Raw genomic sequence first — 12,863 nt, forward strand, 5'->3', positions numbered from 1 at the left:
CGGGAGCGGGCATGAGTGGTGGGCTGCTGGTCGCGGGGACCACATCGGACGCGGGCAAGAGCGTCGTCACGGCGGGCATCTGCCGCTGGCTGGTGCGCCGGGGCGTGAAGGTCGCGCCGTTCAAGGCGCAGAACATGTCCCTCAACTCCTTCGTGACCCGCGAGGGCGCGGAGATCGGGCGCGCCCAGGCGATGCAGGCGCAGGCGGCCCGGGTGGAGCCGACCGCCCTGATGAACCCGGTGCTGCTGAAGCCGGGCGGCGACCGGTCCAGCCAGGTGGTCCTGATGGGCAGGCCGGTCGGTGAGATGAGCGCCCGGGGCTACCACGGGGGGCGTCAGGAGGCGCTGCTCGGGACGGTCACGGACTGCCTGGAGCAGCTGCGGTCGGCCTATGACGCGGTGATCTGCGAAGGGGCCGGTTCGCCGGCCGAGATCAACCTCCGCCGGACCGACATCGTGAACATGGGCATCGCGCGGGCGGCCCGCTTCCCCGTGCTGGTGGTCGGGGACATCGACCGGGGCGGGGTCTTCGCCTCGTTCTTCGGGACGACGGCGCTGCTCGGCGCCGAGGACCAGTCGCTGGTCGCGGGCTACCTGGTGAACAAGTTCCGGGGCGATGTCTCGCTGCTGGAACCGGGGCTGGACATGCTGTACGGGCTGACCGGGCGACGGACGTACGGAGTTCTGCCGTACGCCCACGGACTCGGCATCGACGAGGAGGACGGCCTGCGGGTGTCCCTGCGGGGTGCGGTACGGGAGTCGGTCGTGGCTCCCCCGCACGGTGAGGACGTGTTGCGGGTCGCGGTGTGCGCGGTGCCGTTGATGTCGAACTTCACGGACGTGGACGCGCTGGCCGCCGAACCGGGCGTCGTGGTGCGGTTCGTGGACCGGGCCGAGGAGCTGGCCGACGCGGACCTGGTGGTCGTGCCCGGGACGCGGGGCACGGTGAAGGCGCTGGCCTGGCTGCGCGAGCGGGGTCTCGCGGACGCGCTGGTGCGGCGGGCGGCGGAGGGCCGGCCGGTGCTGGGGATCTGCGGCGGGTTCCAGGTGCTCGGTGAGCGGATCGAGGACGAGGTGGAGTCGCGGGCGGGGGTCGTGGACGGGCTGGGGCTGCTGCCGGTGACCGTCCGCTTCGACCGGGCCAAGACGCTGGCGCGGCCGGTGGGTTCGGCGCTGGGTGAGGTGGTGGAAGGGTACGAGATCCACCACGGGGTGGCCGATGTGCGGGGCGGGGAACCGTTCCTGGACGGGTGCCGGGTGGGTGCGGTGTGGGGGACGCACTGGCACGGGTCGCTGGAGAGCGACGCGTTCCGGCGGCGGTTCCTGGCGGAGGTGGCCCGGGCCGCCGGGCGACGGTTCGTTCCTGCGCCGGACACGAGTTTCGGGGTGTTGCGGGAGGAGCAGTTGGACCGGCTGGGGGATCTGGTGGAGGAGCATGCGGATACGGACGCGCTGTGGCGGCTCATCGAGGGCGGGGCGCCGGCCGGGTTGCCGTTCGTGCCGCCGGGGGCGCCGCCGTTGGGGGCGGGTACGTCGTCGGAGAGCCGGAGCGCTGCCCCGGACCCCGCTCCTCGATCGCCGGAGGGGCTTGTAGTGACCGCTCACGTCAAAGCTGAAGAGCATGTCAACGAGGAGGCCAAGTGAGTACGCCGTATCCCTTCACCGCGATCGTCGGGCAGGACGACCTGCGGCTCGGGCTGTTGCTCAACGCCGTCAGTCCGGCCGTCGGCGGGGTGCTCGTGCGGGGCGAGAAGGGGACCGCCAAGTCCACCGCCGTCCGGGCGCTGGCCGCCCTCATGCCCGAGGTCTCCGTCGTACCGGGGTGCCGGTTCTCCTGTGATCCGGTGGCCCCCGATCCGGCGTGCCCCGATGGGCCGCACGCGGATGCCCCCGGTGTGTCGCGCCCGGCGCGGACCGTCGAGCTGCCCGTCGGGGCGTCCGAGGACCGGCTCGTGGGGGCGCTGGACATCGAGCGGGCGCTCTCGGAGGGAGTGAAGGCGTTCGAGCCGGGGCTGCTGGCCGACGCACACCGGGGGATTCTGTACGTCGACGAGGTCAACCTGCTCCACGACCACCTGGTGGACCTGCTCCTGGACGCGGCCGCCATGGGTGCCTCGTACGTCGAGCGCGAAGGCGTCTCCGTACGGCATGCGGCACGGTTCCTGCTGGTCGGGACGATGAACCCGGAAGAGGGCGAGCTGCGGCCCCAGTTGCTGGACCGGTTCGGGCTCACCGTGGAGGTGGCCGCGTCCCGGGACACCGACGAGCGGGTGGAGGTCGTGCGGCGCCGGCTCGCGTACGACGACGACCCCGAGGGCTTCGCCGCGCGCTGGGCCGCGGAGGAGAGCGCCCTTCGGGAGCGCATCGCCGCCGCGCGTGCCCTGCTGCCCCGCGTCGTGCTCGGTGACGGCGTGTTGCGGCAGATCGCCGCCACCTGCGCCGCGTTCGAGGTCGACGGGATGCGGGCCGACATCGTGATGGCCCGTACCGCGACCGCGCTCGCCGCCTGGGCCGGACGCGAGGAGGTCACCGCCGACGACGTACGGCAGGCCGCCCTGCTGGCGCTCCCCCACCGGCGTCGCCGCAACCCGTTCGACGCGCCGGGGCTGGACGAGGACAAGCTCGACCAGACCCTCGACGAGGCCGGTGAGCAGGACAGCGACCCGGGAGACTCCGACGACGATCCCGATGGCGGCGGCAACGACGACGGTGGCGGTGGCGGTGGCGTGCCGCCCCAGGCCGATGGCGACCGCACTCCTCCTCCGGCCGGCGAAGGCGGCGACACGCCGTCGCAGGCCCCCGAAAGCGCTCCCGACGCGCCCGGCCGGTCCGCCGGGGCCGAGCAGCAGCCGGTGGCCGCCGCCGAGCCGTTCCGTACGAAGATGCTCAGCGTGCCGGGGCTCGGTGAGGGGGCTGCCGGGCGGCGCTCCCGGGCCCGTACCGAGCACGGCCGTACCACCGGCGCGCGCCGCCCGCAGGGGTCGCTGACCAAGTTGCACCTGGCCGCGACCGTGCAGGCCGCCGCCCCGCACCAGCGCTCGCGCGGGCGCTCCGGGCGCGGGCTCGTGGTGCGCCGGGACGATCTGCGGCAGGCGACCCGGGAGGGGCGTGAGGGCAACCTCGTGCTGTTCGTCGTTGACGCCTCCGGGTCGATGGCGGCCCGGCAGCGGATGAGCGCGGTCAAGGGGGCCGTGCTGTCGCTGCTGCTGGACGCCTACCAGCGGCGGGACAAGGTCGGTCTGGTCACCTTCCGGGGCAAGGACGCCGAAGTGGCGCTGCCGCCGACCTCGTCCGTGGACGCGGCCGCCTCGCGCCTGGAGTCGCTGCCGACCGGGGGCCGCACCCCTCTCGCCGCCGGGCTGCTCAAGGCCCACGACGTGCTGCGGGTGGAGCGGCTGCGCGATCCGTCGCGGCGGCCGCTGCTCGTCGTCGTCACGGACGGCCGGGCGACCGGCGGGCCCGAGCCCGTGGCGCTCGCGGGGCGGGCCGGGCGGCTGCACCGCTCCGAGGGGACGGCCTCGGTCGTCGTGGACTGCGAGTCGGGGTACGTACGCCTCGGTCTCGCCGGGGAACTCGCCCGGGAACTGGGAGGCACCGCCGTCACGCTCGACGAGCTGCGGGCCGACTCGATCGCCGGGCTCGTCAAGGACGTCACCGCAGCCGGGAGGGCCGCTTAATGCCGCAGGGACAGCCGACATCGGTGCCGGACGACGGGCTCACCACCCGTCAGCGGCGCAACCGCCCGCTCCTGTTCGTCCACACGGGCATCGGGAAGGGCAAGTCGACGGCCGCTTTCGGGCTCGCGCTGCGGGCCTGGAACCAGGGCTGGCCGATCGGGGTGTTCCAGTTCGTGAAGTCCGCGAAGTGGAAGGTCGGCGAGGAGAACGCGCTGAAGGTGCTGGGCGCGAGCGGCGAGGGCGGCACCGTCGACTGGCACAAGATGGGCGAGGGCTGGTCCTGGGTCCAGCGCGACGGTCAGCTCGACAACGAGGAGAAGGCCCGCGAGGGCTGGGAGCAGGTCAAGCGCGACCTGGCGGCCGAGACGTACAAGCTGTATGTGCTCGACGAGTTCGCCTACCCGATGCACTGGGGCTGGATCGACACCGACGAGGTCGTCGAGGTGATGCGGAACCGTCCCGGCACCCAGCACGTGGTGATCACCGGCCGCAACGCGCCCGACAAGCTCATCGAGGCCGCCGATCTGGTGACCGACATGTCGAAGGTCAAGCACCCGATGGACGCGGGGCAGAAGGGCCAGAGGGGCATCGAGTGGTGAACGTCCCCCGCCTGGTCATCGCCGCTCCGGCCTCGGGCAGCGGCAAGACCACCGTCGCCACCGGCCTGATGGCCGCCTTCGCCGCGCGCGGGCTGGCCGTCTCGCCGCACAAGGTGGGCCCGGACTACATCGATCCGGGCTACCACTCGCTGGCGACGGGTCGCCCCGGCCGCAATCTCGACGCGTACATGTGCGGGACGGATCTGATCGCCCCGCTCTTCGCGCACGGGTCGGCGGGGTGCGACCTCGCCGTGGTCGAGGGCGTGATGGGGCTGTACGACGGCGCCTCGGGGCAGGGGGAGCTGGCATCGACCGCGCAGGTGGCGAAGTTGCTCAGGGCTCCCGTGGTGCTGGTGGTCGACGCCTCCTCGCAGTCCCGGTCGGTGGCGGCCCTGGTGCACGGGTTCGCCTCCTGGGACCCGCGGGTGCGGATCGGCGGGGTGATCCTGAACAAGGTGGCCTCCGACCGGCACGAGGCGCTGCTGCGCGATGCGCTGGACGAGTCGGGGCTGCCGGTGCTCGGTGTGCTGCGGCGCGCCCCGCAGGTCGCCACGCCCTCACGTCACCTGGGTCTCGTCCCGGTTGCCGAGCGGCAGGGCGACGCGGTGGATGCCGTACGGGCCATGGGTGAGCGGGTGCGTGCCGGGTGCGACCTGGACGCGCTGATGGCGCTGGCCCGGACCGCGCCCGCGCTGCCGGACGAGGCGTGGGAGCCGGCGTACGCCCTCGGCGCCCCCGTGCGGGGGCCCCGCCCCGTCGTCGCCGTGGCCGGCGGGGCGGCGTTCACCTTCGCGTACGCGGAGCATGCCGAACTGCTGACGGCGGCCGGTGCGGAGGTCGTGGTCTTCGACCCGCTGCGCGACGAGAAGCTTCCGGCCGGTACGGCGGGGCTCGTGATCGGTGGCGGGTTCCCGGAGATGTACGCCCCCGAGCTGTCGGCGAACGAGCCGCTGCGGCGGGCGGTGACCGAACTCGCCCTGGGCGGCGCCCCGGTGGCCGCCGAGTGCGCGGGGCTGCTGTATCTGGCGCGGGAGCTGGACGGGAAGCCGATGTGCGGGGTGCTGGACGCCGAGGCCCGGATGTCGGAGCGCCTCACGCTCGGGTACCGGGAGGCGGTGGCGGTGTCGGACAGTGCGCTGGCGGTCGCCGGGACCCGGATGCGCGGTCATGAGTTCCACCGGACGGTCCTGGAGCCGGGGGCGGGGGCCACGCCCGCCTGGGGCATGCACCAGCCGGAGCGGCGGGTGGAGGGCTACGTCCAGCGGGGCGTGCACGCCAGCTATCTGCACACCCACTGGGCGGCAACGCCCGGCGTGGCGCGGCGGTTCGTCGAACACTGCCGGGCGCGGTGAGCGGCGGCGCGACCGGCGCGCCGGGGCTTGCGGGGCGTACGCGCGGCTCACTCCGCGATGCCGACGACCAGCCAGATGAAGCCCACGCCCCCGATGGTGCAGAGAAGGGTGGAGCGGCCGGGATGGGTGTGGTGCGCCTCGGGAAGGATCTCCGCGGCGGCCAGGTAGAGCAGCGCCCCGCCGAAGAAGCCGAGATAGCCGCCGAGCAGTTCCTCCGGAAGGGTGAACAGCAGCGTCGTCGCGGCGCCCACGACCGGGGCCACGGCAGCCGCGAACAGCATCAGGAGCGCCTTGCGGCGGGCGTTCCCGTAAAGACTGGTGAGGGTGTACGTGTTGAATCCGTCGGCGAAGTCATGACTGATCACCGCCAGCGCGACGGCCACGCCCATGGAGCCGCTGATCTGGAACGCGGCGCCGAGCGCGACGCCGTCCATCAGGCTGTGGCCGACCATCGCGGCCGCCGCCGTCAGCCCCACCTGCGGTACGCGTCGGCCGCTCGCCCCATGGGCCACCTGGCGTGCGGCCAGCAGCCGCTCGACCAGATGGGCCACCAGGAAGCCGCCGACGAACAGCAGCAGAGCGGCGGGCACCCCGAAGACCGGGGTCCCCGCGGCCTCGATCGCCTCCGGCAGGAGGTCGAGGCCGACCACGCCGAGCATCAGGCCGCCCGCGAAGCCGAGCACCAGATGGCGGCGGTCGGTGACGCGTTGCGCGACCCAGCCGCCGGCCAGAGTCATCAGGAACGCGCCGAGCGCGACGAACACCGCCATGGGGTCTTGCTAGCCGATCGACCCCTTCGCCCGCATCTCAGGGTGTCCTTACCCGCGGTGTCCGCCGCCCCTCTCCCCGCCGGACCGTGCCGCCGGGCCCGTGGCCGTATACGGAACGGCCCCGCCCCTCCCCTGTACGTACTGAACCGTCTGACCTGAAAGGCAGGACTCCGCCCATGACCGGAGCAACCGTCGGCCCCGGACCGGAGCCCGGCGCCCGCAGTCTGGTCGTGGGGGTCGGCGCGCGCCGCGGTGTCCCCGGCGACGAGGTGTTCGCCCTGATCGAGGCGGTGCTGAGCGGGGCCGGGCTGAGCGCGGCGGACGTCGTGGAGGTGGCGACCGTCGACGCGAGGGCGGGCGAGCCGGGGATCGTGGCGGCGGCGGCCCGGCTCGGGGTGCCGGTGCGGACCCATCCGGCGGCGGCCCTGGCGGCCGTGCGCGTCCCGCACCCCTCGGGCGCGGTGGCCGCCGCGGTGGGCACACCGTCGGTGGCCGAGGCGGCGGCGCTGATCGACGCGGACGAGCTCGTGGTGCCGAAGACCCGCGCCGCGGGCGGAAGTACGGGGAAGGACGCGGGCCGGAGTACGGGGGCGAAGGGGGCGGCGACCTGCGCGGTGGCCCGCCGGTTTTCCGCCGCGGCGGGGCCTTCCGATGTTTCCGCCGGGAAAACTTCCACCTCACCGGTGACGGGAGGCCCCTGTCCGTTCACCATGGCTGCCATGACTCCCCCCACACAGAACATCGAGAGCGCCGGGCCCGACCTGCGGCACCACGGCGACGCGGAGGTGCGCGGCGAGAATCTGACCGATCTCGCCGTGAACGTCCGCACCCACACCCCGCCGGAGTGGCTGCGCACGCGCATAGCCGCGTCGATCGCCTCGCTGGCGGCCTATCCGGACGGGTCCTCCGCCCGCGCCGCCGTCGCCGAGCGGCACGGGCTGCCGGTGGAACGGGTGCTGCTGACCGCGGGCGCCGCCGAGGCGTTCGTCCTGATCGCCCGTGCGCTTCCGGCCCGGTATCCGGTGGTCGTCCATCCGCAGTTCACCGAGCCGGAGGCGGCGCTCCGGGCGGCCGGGCACGGGGTGGGCCGGGTGCTGCTGCGCGCCGAGAACGGCTTCCGGCTCGATCCGGCGGCGGTGCCCGATGAGGCGGACCTCGTGGTGATCGGCAATCCGACGAACCCCACGTCCGTGCTGCACCCGGCGGCGCTGCTGGAGCGGCTGGCCAGACCGGGGCGGACGCTGGTGGTCGACGAGGCGTTCATGGACGTCGTGCCGGGCGAACGCGAGGCGCTGTGCGGGCGGACGGACATCCCGGGGCTCGTGGTGGTGCGGAGCCTGACCAAGACGTGGGGGCTTGCCGGGCTGCGGGTCGGTTACGTCCTGGCCGCCCCGGAGACCGTGGCCCTGCTCGCCGAGGCGCAGCCGCTGTGGCCGGTGTCGTCCCCGGCACTGGCGGCGGCGGAGGCGTGCATGGAGCCGAGGGCGCTGGTGGAGGCGGCCGAGGCGGCGGACCGGATCACGGTGGACCGGGCCCATCTGCTGGCCGGGCTGGCCGAGTTCAGCGAGGTGGAGGCGGTGGAGGCGGCCCGGGGGCCGTTCGTGCTGGTGCGTCTGGAGCGGGCGGCGGAGGTCCGGGAGCGGCTGCGGCTGCTGGGCTTCGCGGCCCGGCGCGGGGACACGTTCCCGGGGCTGGGGCCGCAGTGGCTGCGGCTCGCGGTCCGCGACCGGGCCACGACCAACCGTTTCCTCCAGGCCCTGGACCAGGCGGTGCAGGCGCTGCCCGCGAGATCCGGGCGCTGAGAAACCCGCAGGGGGGCGGCATCCGTCGCGCGAACACCGCCCCCCTCCTCGGACTTGCCCCCTCGGGCTTGTCCCCCCCTCAGCCCCCCTCGGGCTTGCCCCCCTCAGGCCGGGGCGGTCAGCAGGCCGGCGCGGTCAGCTCTGGCTGCTGCCGCGCCTGCGGGCCATCACCGTCGCGCCCGCGCCGACGGCCAGCAGCAGGGCGGCTCCGCCCGCGATGTACGGGGTGGTGGCGCTGCCTCCGGTCTCCGCGAGGTTGGCCTCGGTGGGTGCGGTGTCGGAGCCGGTCTGCGTCTTCGGGCCGTCGCCGCTGTTGCCGCCACCGCTCTTGCCGTCATCCCCCTTGTCTCCGGTGGCGCCCCCGTCGCCCTTGTCACCGCCGGTGTCACCGCCCGTGGCGCCGCCGTCCGTGCCGCCCGGCTCCTCGGGCGTCGTGGGCTTCTTCGGCGTCTCGCAGGTCGCCTCGGCGAGGGTGACCTCTCCCTCCACCTCGGCCACATTGAGATTCAGGGGGTTCACCGAGACCTTGAGCCGGAGGGCCGTGGCTGCGGCCGTGCGCTCGGTGGTGACCGTCTTGGAGAGGTCGAGGGCCACCTCGCCCACGCCCGGCACCGACACCCGGGTCGGGCCGCCCGCGCTGAGCGTGACCTTCTTGCCGAGCACCGAGACATGACCGAGCACGTTCGACTCGGCGACGGGCTGCTTGCCGGCCTCGCAGTGTGCCTTGGAGGTCACCTTCTCGACCTCGATGAGCGAGAGCCCCGGGAGTCCGGGCACATGGATCCGGGCCTTCGCCAGGTTGGTGTACCCCTCGGCCTTGTGCTCGTCGACGGTGGCGGCGGCGGTGGCCACATCGGCGCGCAGGACGCTGACCGGGCGGCCCTCCACCCCGTCCAGGTCCACGGTCAGCGCGGTCTTCTCGGCACTGGCCGGGGCCTGCACCTCGTTGAGCGTGGCCTTGAGGGGCACCTGGACGGACTTGTTGAGGAGCGAGATGTCGAGCCCGGTACGGAGCACGACCGCGCTCGCCCTGCCCTCGCCGCCGGTGGTGGGTGTCGCCGGGGCTGCGTGCGCGGGGACAGCGGCGAGCAGAGCGACGGGGGCGGCGGCGACCGCCAGTGCGGCGAGACGGAAGGTGTTGCTGTTCAAGATGGTGGAACCCCCACAAGAGACATGGAGCCACCGGCACGGTCCAATGGGGGACATCGCCCGCGCCGGCGGCCTCGACTCCGTGAATCTTTACGCACTGTGGGTGAACCGGCGGACACCTGGCGTGAGTTCACCCCAAAGGGTGGTTTCCGCGCGCATATTCGAATCTTTCGGAACGTACGTTCCTCCACGCCCCGCCCGCGTCACCCGTTTCACCGAGCGCGAGCCGTACGGCGGGCGGGAGCGCCGGAGCATCCGCAGAAGTGCTTCAACGAGCCGGAGCCCGTATCCGTCACCGCCGGTCAACCCCGCGCACCGCCCTGCGCACCTCAGCCGACCACGCGTCCGTTCAGCACGATGTGGCGCGGGGCCGCCAGCACCCGGACGTCGGCGCGCGGGTCCTGGTCGTACACGACCAGGTCCGCCGGAGCGCCCTCCTCAAGCCCCGGCCGCCCCAGCCAGCGCCGCGCTCCCCACGCGGTGGCGGAGAGCGCCTCCAGGGGCGGGATGCCCGCCTTCACCAGCTCGGCGACCTCGCCCGCGACCAGGCCGTGGGCCAGCGAGCCGCCCGCGTCGGTGCCGACGTAGACGGGGATGCCCGCGTCGTACGCGGAGCGCACGGTGTCGTAGCGGCGCTCGTACAGCTGCCTCATATGGGCCGACCAGCGGGGGAACTTGGCCTCGCCGCCCGCCGCGAGGTCGGGGAAGGTGGCGATGTTGACCAGGGTCGGCACGATCGCCACCCCGCGTTCGGCGAACAGCGGGATGGTGTCCTCGGTGAGGCCGGTGGCGTGCTCGATGCAGTCGATGCCCGCCTCCACCAGGTCGGTGAGCGACTCCTCGGCGAAGCAGTGCGCGGTGACCCGGGCGCCCAGCCGGTGCGCCTCGGCGATGGCCGCCTCGACCTCGCCGCGCGGCCAGCAGGCGGTCAGGTCCCCGGCGTCGCGGTCGATCCAGTCCCCCACCAGCTTGACCCAGCCGTCCCCGCGCCTGGCCTCCTGGGCGACGTAGGCGACGAGGTCGCCGGGCTCGATCTCGTGGGCGTAGTTGCGGATGTAGCGGCGGGTCCTGGCGATGTGGCGACCGGCCCTGATGATCTTCGGCAGGTCCTCGCGGTCGTCGATCCACCGGGTGTCGGAGGGCGATCCCGCGTCCCGGATGAGCAGGGTTCCGGCCTCCCGGTCGGTGAGCGCCTGCTTCTCGGCGGTCGCCGCGTCGACCGGACCGTGCCGGTCCAGGCCCACATGGCAGTGCGCGTCGACCAGACCGGGCAGCGCCCAGCCCGCGACGGTCGGCGCACCGTCCGCGGCCGGCGGCCGCTCGTAGGTGATCCGCCCGTCGACGGCCCACAGTCCGTCCCGCACCTCGTCCGGGCCGACGAGGACCCGCCCCTTCACCCGCAGCACCCGCTGCCGCTCCTGATCACTCATACGCGGCACTGTACGAGGCCATCGGTAGGCTGCCGGAGGTGCCCGGAGGGACCCGCCGCCCGGCCACCCGCAACATGACCGACCGCCGACCGAACCCGAAGAGAGCACCACCGTGACGCACCCCTTCCTCGACCTCCCGCCGCTGACCGCCGAGCACTTCGCGGCCATCGAGCGGCGGGTGGCCGCGCTCCTCGCCACCGAGCAGGACGTCGTCATCGCCCAGGGCGAGGCGCTGCTGCCGCTGGAGGGATGCATCCGCAGCGGCGCGCGGCCCGGCTCGACCGCGCTGAACGTGGTCACGGGCCCCTACGGGCAGACCTTCGGCAACTGGCTGCGGGACTGCGGCGCCGAGGTCGTCGACCTCGCGGTGCCCTTCCACACGGCGGTGACCGCCGATCAGGTCGCCAAGGCGCTGGCCGAGCACCCGGAGATCGACTTCGTGTCGCTGGTGCACGCGGAGGCGGCGACCGGCAACACCAACCCGGTCGCGGAGATCGGCGAGGTGGTCCGGGCGCACGGGGCGCTGTTCATGCTGGACGCGGTCGCCTCGGTGGGCGCCGAGCCGCTGCTTCCGGACGTCTGGGGCGTGGACCTGTGCGTGATCGGCGCGCAGAAGGCGATGGGCGGTCCGGCCGGGGTGTCGGCGGTGTCGGTGAGCGAGCGGGCCTGGGAGCGGATCGCCGCCAACCCGGCCGCCCCGCGCCGCTCCTACCTCTCCCTGCTGGACTGGAAGGAGCGCTGGATCGACGGCGGCCGCAAGGCTCTGCCGCACGCCCCGGCGCAGCTGGAGATGCTGGGGCTGGAGGCCTGCGTGGAGCGGATCGAGGCCGAGGGCCCCCAGACCGTGATGGCCCGGCACGCCTCGGCCGCCGCCGCGACCCGGGCCGGGGCGGTGGCGCTGGGCGGGGGGCTTGAGCCCTACGTCCACGACGTACGGGACGCGGCCCCGGTGGCCACGACCCTGCGCGCCCCTGCGGGCACCGACGCGGCCGCACTGGTCGCGCAGGCGCTGGCGGCGGATCCCGCGCTGCCGCTCGTCGCGGGCGGCGGGGCGCTGTCCAGGGAGATGATCCGGGTCAACCATTACGGGGCGGATGCGACGCGGGGCGCGGTGCTGTCCTCGCTCGCGGCTCTGGGGGCGGCGCTGGCCGATGCGGGCCGGCGGGTCGACTTCGAAACTGCCCGCCGTGCGGTATCGGAAACCTGGCCTGGCGCCTGATATCCATAATGCGGGGAGCTGCTTTATCGAAAGCAGCTCCCCGCATTCTTGTTCCCGCTGAATCCACTCCTAAACGCAGAAGTTTTCGCGCCGCCAGAACTCCGTGATTCGGACGCGTCTCGCGAGAGTTACAACCCTGTGACCGAATCCACACCGGAGGCGTTTTGCCCGATAAATTCCGGGCAAAAGGTGAGAAAGCGTAGCCGGTTCGCGCGAGAGTACGCGCCCGCCTGATATCACATACGGGCCCGTCACCCAACCCTCCACGTCGATGCAATTTCGATTTTTGCTGGGTAAATTGAATTCACATGACCGCCGCACCAGCAGATTTTGCCCGTGCCCGAAGCGAATTTCTCAGTATCGACACCCCACGAGTGGAGGACGGAGCCGCGATCTGGCGCATCGCCCGCGACTCCGAGGTCCTGGACCTCAACTCCTCGTACAGCTACCTGCTGTGGTGCCGTGACTTCGCCGCCACATCCGCCGTCGCCCGGGGTGAGGATGGCGAGCCGATCGCCTTCGTGACGGGCTACATCCGGCCCGACCGCCCCCAGACCCTCGTCGTCTGGCAGGTGGCCGTCGACCGGGAGCACCGCGGCAAGGGGCTTGCCGCCTCCCTGCTGGACGCGCTGACCGCCCGGGTCGCCGCCGGCCAGGGCCTGTCGTCCGTCGAGACGACGATCACCCCGGACAACACCGCCTCCGACCGGCTGTTCACCTCCTACGCCCAGCGGCACGACGTCGCCCTGGAGCAGGAGGTCCTCTTCGACGGCGGGCTGTTCCCCGAGGGGACCCACCTGCCGGAGGTCCTCTACCGCATCGGCCCGTTCACCCCCTGAGCCACCCGGCCACGACGGCCGCCCGGG

At 73.4% G+C, this 12,863-nt stretch carries 10 protein-coding genes; 7 read left to right on the forward strand and 3 right to left on the reverse strand.

Features of this window, described 5'->3' with window-relative positions:
• Positions 1 to 11: 11 nt before the first annotated feature.
• Genes RI138_RS05700 through RI138_RS05715 form a run of 4 tightly spaced genes read left to right on the forward strand, consistent with a single transcriptional unit; the run spans position 12 to position 5,627 of the window.
• On the forward strand, positions 12 to 1,643 hold the full coding sequence (locus tag RI138_RS05700; protein ID WP_311119012.1) for a cobyric acid synthase: 1,632 nt from the start codon (positions 12 to 14) through the stop codon (positions 1,641 to 1,643).
• Positions 1,640 to 3,676 (forward strand): putative cobaltochelatase, encoded by a 2,037-nt coding sequence (locus RI138_RS05705; RefSeq protein WP_311119013.1) that lies wholly within the window; start codon positions 1,640 to 1,642, stop codon positions 3,674 to 3,676. Before RI138_RS05700 ends, RI138_RS05705 begins: the two co-directional genes overlap by 4 nt.
• On the forward strand, positions 3,676 to 4,275 hold the full coding sequence (gene cobO, locus RI138_RS05710; RefSeq protein ID WP_015607771.1) for a cob(I)yrinic acid a,c-diamide adenosyltransferase: 600 nt from the start codon (positions 3,676 to 3,678) through the stop codon (positions 4,273 to 4,275). The genes RI138_RS05705 and cobO overlap by 1 nt, the downstream gene beginning before the upstream one ends.
• A complete protein-coding gene (locus tag RI138_RS05715) occupies positions 4,269 to 5,627 on the forward strand; it encodes a cobyrinate a,c-diamide synthase (protein ID WP_311119014.1) in 1,359 nt (452 codons plus the stop codon). Before cobO ends, RI138_RS05715 begins: the two co-directional genes overlap by 7 nt.
• 47 nt (positions 5,628 to 5,674) lie before the next feature.
• Here RI138_RS05715 and RI138_RS05720 read toward each other — a convergent pair whose 3' ends face one another.
• On the reverse strand, positions 5,675 to 6,397 hold the full coding sequence (locus tag RI138_RS05720; RefSeq protein ID WP_311119015.1) for a ZIP family metal transporter: 723 nt from the start codon (positions 6,395 to 6,397) through the stop codon (positions 5,675 to 5,677).
• A gap of 176 nt (positions 6,398 to 6,573) precedes the next feature.
• Between RI138_RS05720 and cobC the strand changes: the two genes are divergently transcribed.
• The gene (gene cobC / locus RI138_RS05725; RefSeq protein WP_311119016.1) at positions 6,574 to 8,199 is read left to right on the forward strand and encodes an Rv2231c family pyridoxal phosphate-dependent protein CobC; all 1,626 of its coding nucleotides are present in this window, start codon (positions 6,574 to 6,576) and stop codon (positions 8,197 to 8,199) included.
• Between the two features lie 135 nt (positions 8,200 to 8,334).
• Here cobC and RI138_RS05730 read toward each other — a convergent pair whose 3' ends face one another.
• Both RI138_RS05730 and RI138_RS05735 read right to left on the reverse strand, forming a co-directional pair.
• On the reverse strand, positions 8,335 to 9,348 hold the full coding sequence (locus RI138_RS05730; protein WP_311119017.1) for an SCO1860 family LAETG-anchored protein: 1,014 nt from the start codon (positions 9,346 to 9,348) through the stop codon (positions 8,335 to 8,337).
• Positions 9,349 to 9,677: 329 nt separating this feature from the next.
• A complete protein-coding gene (locus RI138_RS05735) occupies positions 9,678 to 10,778 on the reverse strand; it encodes an amidohydrolase family protein (protein ID WP_311119018.1) in 1,101 nt (366 codons plus the stop codon).
• Between the two features lie 112 nt (positions 10,779 to 10,890).
• Here RI138_RS05735 and RI138_RS05740 point away from each other — a divergent pair, with 112 nt between their 5' ends.
• A complete protein-coding gene (locus tag RI138_RS05740; RefSeq protein ID WP_311119019.1) occupies positions 10,891 to 11,997 on the forward strand; it encodes a pyridoxal-phosphate-dependent aminotransferase family protein in 1,107 nt (368 codons plus the stop codon).
• A 308-nt stretch (positions 11,998 to 12,305) separates the two neighbouring features.
• Complete coding sequence (gene ectA, locus RI138_RS05745; protein ID WP_096628141.1) at positions 12,306 to 12,836, forward strand: diaminobutyrate acetyltransferase; 531 nt, start codon at positions 12,306 to 12,308, stop codon at positions 12,834 to 12,836.
• The last annotated feature ends 27 nt before the right edge of the window (positions 12,837 to 12,863 follow it).

Source organism: Streptomyces durocortorensis (assembly GCF_031760065.1).
Taxonomy (GTDB): Bacteria; Actinomycetota; Actinomycetes; order Streptomycetales; family Streptomycetaceae; genus Streptomyces.

Coding starts and splice junctions, on each gene's coding strand:
- RI138_RS05720 (WP_311119015.1), bottom strand. CDS start 6,397: ATGGCGGTGTTCGTCGCGCTCGGCGCGTTCCTGATGACTCTGGCCGGC.
- ectA (WP_096628141.1), top strand. CDS start 12,306: ATGACCGCCGCACCAGCAGATTTTGCCCGTGCCCGAAGCGAATTTCTC.
- cobC (WP_311119016.1), top strand. CDS start 6,574: ATGACCGGAGCAACCGTCGGCCCCGGACCGGAGCCCGGCGCCCGCAGT.
- RI138_RS05735 (WP_311119018.1), bottom strand. CDS start 10,778: ATGAGTGATCAGGAGCGGCAGCGGGTGCTGCGGGTGAAGGGGCGGGTC.
- cobO (WP_015607771.1), top strand. CDS start 3,676: ATGCCGCAGGGACAGCCGACATCGGTGCCGGACGACGGGCTCACCACC.
- RI138_RS05700 (WP_311119012.1), top strand. CDS start 12: ATGAGTGGTGGGCTGCTGGTCGCGGGGACCACATCGGACGCGGGCAAG.